This window comes from Bathymodiolus platifrons methanotrophic gill symbiont, assembly GCF_002189065.1.
Classification (GTDB): domain Bacteria; phylum Pseudomonadota; class Gammaproteobacteria; order Methylococcales; family Methylomonadaceae; genus Methyloprofundus.
This window is the reverse complement of sequence record NZ_BDMN01000241.1, coordinates 1-5,413: the sequence shown is the minus strand read 5'-3', so window position 1 is coordinate 5,413 and position 5,413 is coordinate 1. Positions and strand designations below refer to the sequence as shown.

At 40.3% G+C, this 5,413-nt stretch carries 6 protein-coding genes; 1 reads left to right on the top strand and 5 read right to left on the bottom strand.

Features of this window, described 5'->3' with window-relative positions; translation table 11 throughout:
• Positions 1 to 366: 366 nt before the first annotated feature.
• From yaaA to CDZ78_RS13655, 3 genes are all read right to left on the bottom strand, one after another.
• Positions 367 to 1,137, bottom strand: a complete 771-nt coding sequence (yaaA, locus tag CDZ78_RS13665) for a peroxide stress protein YaaA (RefSeq protein ID WP_087870508.1) — start codon at positions 1,135 to 1,137, stop codon at positions 367 to 369.
• A 204-nt stretch (positions 1,138 to 1,341) separates the two neighbouring features.
• Positions 1,342 to 1,665: a hypothetical protein gene (locus CDZ78_RS13660; protein ID WP_087870507.1), complete on the bottom strand. Its 324-nt coding sequence runs from the start codon at positions 1,663 to 1,665 to the stop codon at positions 1,342 to 1,344.
• Between the two features lie 94 nt (positions 1,666 to 1,759).
• Positions 1,760 to 2,446, bottom strand: coding sequence for a rhomboid family intramembrane serine protease (locus tag CDZ78_RS13655; protein WP_087870506.1), 687 nt, complete (start codon positions 2,444 to 2,446; stop codon positions 1,760 to 1,762).
• 542 nt (positions 2,447 to 2,988) lie between these two features.
• Here CDZ78_RS13655 and CDZ78_RS13645 point away from each other — a divergent pair.
• A complete protein-coding gene (locus CDZ78_RS13645; protein ID WP_244559253.1) occupies positions 2,989 to 3,630 on the top strand; it encodes a DUF3047 domain-containing protein in 642 nt (213 codons plus the stop codon).
• 214 nt (positions 3,631 to 3,844) lie between these two features.
• Here CDZ78_RS13645 and CDZ78_RS13640 read toward each other — a convergent pair whose 3' ends face one another.
• A complete protein-coding gene (locus CDZ78_RS13640) occupies positions 3,845 to 4,759 on the bottom strand; it encodes a 5'-nucleotidase (protein ID WP_087870503.1) in 915 nt (304 codons plus the stop codon).
• A gap of 14 nt (positions 4,760 to 4,773) precedes the next feature.
• Positions 4,774 to 5,235 (bottom strand): mechanosensitive ion channel family protein, encoded by a 462-nt coding sequence (locus tag CDZ78_RS13635; RefSeq protein WP_087870509.1) that lies wholly within the window; start codon positions 5,233 to 5,235, stop codon positions 4,774 to 4,776.
• Positions 5,236 to 5,413: the final 178 nt, after the last annotated feature.

Here is a 5,413-nt window from a genome sequence, read left to right as displayed (position 1 = left end):
GCTTGTTTTGGGCATCCCAGCCCAAGCAAGCGGCAAAAACTTAACGCGACCGCTAATGCCTTCGGCGCCCCAGACGTCCTGCGTACGTGCCACTTCGCCACTACCATCGTAAACTCGGTGCTGGCTTCGTAACACTCCCTCAAATGACTGGACGGCGTTTCGGAATGCCTTTTATTTTGTCTCCACCTACGCTAGCGCTACGATTCCGACAAAACAACGGCCCTACGCCTTCTGGGGACTACCAGCCCTCGCGTTCGCTCTCCATGGCTGGCAGCGAAGGAACGAAAAATCAATTGAGCACAAACTATCGCTAGCTTGCCGGGTTAGTTTTTTTTAATGCAGCGTAAAAAACAATTCTGACCCAGGCTACATTTCATCCCGAATAAACAGCCATTGCTTTTCATCAGATAACTCATCTGCATATCGATACCCAGCACGGGCAAAACTTTTCAGATCTTCTGCCTGGGTAATTTTATTTTTTAACGCATAATTGACCATCATACCCCGCGCTTTTTTAGCATAAAAACTGATAATTTTATATTGTCCGTTTTTATAATCTTTAAACACAGGGGTAATTACCCGCCCCTCGAGTAGCTTTGGTTTAACGGCTTTGAAGTATTCATTCGAAGCCAGGTTTACTAACTCTGGACTTTCATCTTCCGGCATATCTGCTTTAACTAATTCAGTTATTTTATCGCCCCAGAAAGCATACAACCCTCTCCCACGCTCAGTAACTAGCTTAGTACCCATTTCCAGGCGATAGGCCTGCATTAAATCTAAAGGACGTAACAAACCATATAATCCAGATAACATGCGTAAATGCTTCTGGGCAAATTCAACCTCATCCTGTGCTAAAGACTCAGCCGCCAACCCTTGATATACATCTCCCTGAAAGGCAAATAAAGAGGGACATTGCATCGCTGAATCTGATAGTGTCCATTCTTGAAAGCGCTGATAATTAAGTTCTGATAATTTCTCACTAATTCCCATTAGATTTTTTATATCTTCCGGGCTAAATGTTTGTAATTGATCAATCAACTGCTGGCTATCATTTAGCAGCCTCGCCTGAGTAGGGCTCAATGCCGGTAATGTCACCTGCATATCCAGTGATTTTGCCGGGGAAATAAGCATTAACATTTTTAATTCCTTAATAATATCAACTAATACACGAGTTAATTACAGCTGATTAAGTACTATAGCCTATGCAGCGCTAGTCATTACAATTGCTGTTGAGTGCCTAAAATAACAAAGAAGAGCAGGCATAAAAAAAGGCTCATACCTGAAAGATATGAGCCTTTTTTTATATAACAGAGCCAGTAATGGCGATGTTATATATCTTATTTATTTAATAGCTTCTGCAATTTTATTAAAAGCTTCAACTTTTTCCTTACCAATTTTAACTAAGTCCATACCCGTTTCCATAACCATGCTAACTAAACCAGGTGTCTCGTAGACTATTTTTCCTAAATAGCCAACAATTGGTAGGCCAATCAATGCCCCAACAAAAGTATTGATGCCGACTACACTTAATAATTTGCTAATCATGACCAGCGCATCTAATGGAATAAATACTATCGCAGCAAAATATACAATAACTACAAAGGTAAAAACTACAAATACAACAAACTGGATAAGCCTTACTAAGGCAACATTAATTTTTTTCATTTGACATCAACTTCCTAAGAATAACTCAACGTGGACATAAACATTTCACACAAAGAGACTTTTAAAATTATTCGGGCATTATACATTAAGGTATTTATGCAGGATAATCTTTTCTGAGAAAATACTGAAAAAGTAAAAAACCAGCAATAAATCCACCTAAATGCGCCCATAATGCAACATCCGAAGCTCCCTCATAAAACATAATGGCGGTTGTCACTTTAGACATCTGAAAAATCACCCAGATCCCAATAAAAGCTATCGCTGGTACTTCAACAAAGATAGGTAAAAATAAAATAGGAACCCACAACACAATTTTCGCATAGGGATAAAGAAAAAAGTAAGCTCCCAGCACCCCGGCAATCGCACCAGATGCTCCAACAACCGGCACCACTAATCCAGGTGTATAAAACCACTGAACCATCGTGGCAATAAAACCACAAAGCAGATAAAAAACAATAAATCGTCCATGCCCCATTCTATCTTCAATATTATCGGCAAAAATCCATAGAAACCACATATTCATAATCAAATGCCACCAGCCACCATGCAGAAAAAGGTTGGAAATACATGAAAAATAATAATCTACAGGATAGCCCATCGCTATCGCCCACTCAGGATTGGTATACCGGGCAGGAACCATTCCATAAATGTAGATAACATAATGATGAAACTGGTCAGGCGAGAATTCGAGCAACAAAAACAGACTGATACAGATAAATATTAATGCCCAGGTGACATATGGCTTGGTGTAACACGTCGCTGTATCTCTAATAGGTATCATAGAATAACCAATTTTTTGTTAAATAATTTTCTTAAAAAACACTTTACAGGGTAGCCTGGCAACTTGCCACACTCAAACCAACAACTTAACTTTTAGGGTAGATTACATAGCCAATTAATTGTAATTATTCACCTTTCCCCTTGGAAATAGGCATTGAGGATAGCTTATCTAATAAAACCTCCCCTAGCCCCTCCTTGCAAAGGAGGGGGACTAAGGAACGAGAATTCAATAATACCCGAGTCTGACTTGTCTTTTGAGTCCACAGCCGCTCTAGAAAAATAGTTGCGTAGCCCGCTATGCGCCTGTTTTCCTAATACGACTGTAAAGCCAAAATCCTGCGCCATACTTTCGGGTATTATTAAATCCTCGCTCCTAAACGGTTACAATTAATTTGCTGCTCTAACAAAAGCTAAAGCAAAGTATAATTATTTTTTCGAAAGCTTACCGACAGACCACAGTAACTAGCATGTATTTTTCAACAAAATGTAAGATTTGTTAATTCACTCTGACTAAGCTTCATTATCACTTGCCACCCAACGCCAATGTCACTACGAAGTTTATATGTAATACTCTGTCTAAGCTCCTTTATGGTCAATGCCGAGTCTATTAACATTAGTCAGTTTGCTAATTCATCATTAGATGATTGGCAACATAAATCGTTTAAAGCTTACACCCAGTACCAGATAGTATCACTAAATAAGCATAGTGTATTACGCGCTGAAGGGACTGATGTTGCATCAAGTTTATATAAAGAAATTCACATAGATCTAGAAAAGACACCTTATTTGAATTGGTCATGGCGTATAGATACTCCACTCAATATTAATGATGAGCAAAGTAAAGCAGGCGATGATTTCGCTGCCAGAATTTACCTTATCGTTGAAGGTAAATGGTTTTTCTGGCAAACCCGGGCTATTAATTATGTCTGGGCTAGTCATAGCCAAAAAAATGAAGTCTGGGCAAACCCTTTTGCAGGTAATAACGTTATGATGATCGCTGTACGTTCTAAAACTGAACAAACAAAACATTGGTACACAGAAAAACGAAATATACGCACAGACTTTAAAAAATATTTTGCTGATGATATCCGCTTTATTGATGCTATCGCCATTATGTCCGATACTGATAACTCAGCTGGAAGCGCTCTTAGCTACTATGCAAATATTTACTTTAGTGAGCAATAAGCTATGCATAACACACTCCCTTATATAGAACCTAGCGATTTTCCGGCTATGTGCAGCCACATTTGCGGGCTTCTATCGGTCGATTTTTACCAATAGACTGCGTTACTAAAACAGTTGCGTATCTAGCTATGCGCCTGTTTCAGCGTCTTGCTATCAACAAAAACCAACTCGATATATTTTCCTCAATCGTAGCTGCGCGAAGTATATTCATACTTTACTCAGGGTTTGCTTTTTCCTGATTAGTTATCCCATGAGGAACATGCGCCGTAGAAATATGTTGAGCAGCCTGTTCACAATGTCCTTTTTGATCATCAAAAAATATATCAGCACCAAAAGCTTTTAAGAATTCCTGCTTCGGCATTCCCCCTAAAAACAATGCCTCATCAATTCGGATACCCCACTTACGCAGAGTACGTACAACTCGCTCGTGCGCCGGGGCAGATCTCGCGGTCACTAAGGCAGTTCTTATCGGTGAGTCGTGTTGGTCGAATTGTGACTGAATACACTGTAATGCTTCTAAAAACCCTTTAAACGGCCCGCCAGGCAAGGGGATTTTTGCCGCATTTTTCTCATTTTCGGTAAATGCAGCAAGTCCTTGTTCCTGATATATTCGTTCTGCATGATCAGAAAACAAAACCGCATCGCCATCAAAGGCTATACGTAATTGTTCGGAGTCAGATTGCTTCTTCGTACCTGAAAGAATAGTTGCAGCTGCATATTCCGCTGTAAGTGCATTTCTCACATCCTCTGCATTTGCCGATAAAAATAAATGTGCACCAAAAGCCGGAATATACCCGTAGGGTGTCATTCCACTGGTAAATGCCGCACGAGTAATATCCAGTTTAAAATGATCAATAGAATTAAAAATCCGTAAACCCGTATCAGCACTGTTTCGTGATAATAAGATCACTTCAACCAAAGGTTCACTATTTGCCGTTAATGTATTTATCGCCAATAGCTTTCTGACTAGTTCATAACCAAAACCAGGCTCTAAAATATCTTCTTCATGCTCTACCTGATAGGCACAGTAGGACTCTTTACCCTCTGTTTGAAAAATATGATGAGATTCATCGAGGTTAAATAATGCTCTGGATGAAACCGCTACCACTAATTTCCCTTTAAATTCCATAGTTACATCCTCGATTATTTATCGGCAAGAGCAGTGCTTAACGAATGCACATGTAACTCTCTCTGTGAAAAAGGAATTTCAATTCCTTGTTTGCGTAAAGCTTTGAGTAATCGAACATGAAGATCATGCGTTACACGCATACGATAAGCTGGTTCACTGACATAAACTCTAATTGAGAAGTCTAAGGAGCTATCTCCAAAGCCTTGAAAATAAATGTTTGGCTCCGGATCTTCAAGTACAAATGGCGTAGAACAGACTGCTTCTTCAATAGTCCTATACGCTAAATCAATATCTGCCCCATAAGAGATTCCAAGCTGAATAACAATACGTGTAACCGGGTCGCTGAGAGTCCAGTTGACCAATTGATTAGTAATAAAAGTCTTATTAGGCACAATGAGTTCTTTATGATCCCAGTCCATAATTGTTGTGGCCCGCATCGGGGAGTCGCTATTTTTGCGAAAGCTTGTTTTGGGCATCCCAGCCCAAGCAAGCAGCAAAAACTTAACGCGACCACTTATGCCTCCGGCGGCCCCGATTCGTCCTCGTCACCTCGTCCCGACCCAACAAGGGGTCGGAACATAGGCTCCAAATGACTTGACGCCGTGTCGGATGGCCTTTTATTTTGTCTCCACCTTCGCTAACGCTCAGACTCCG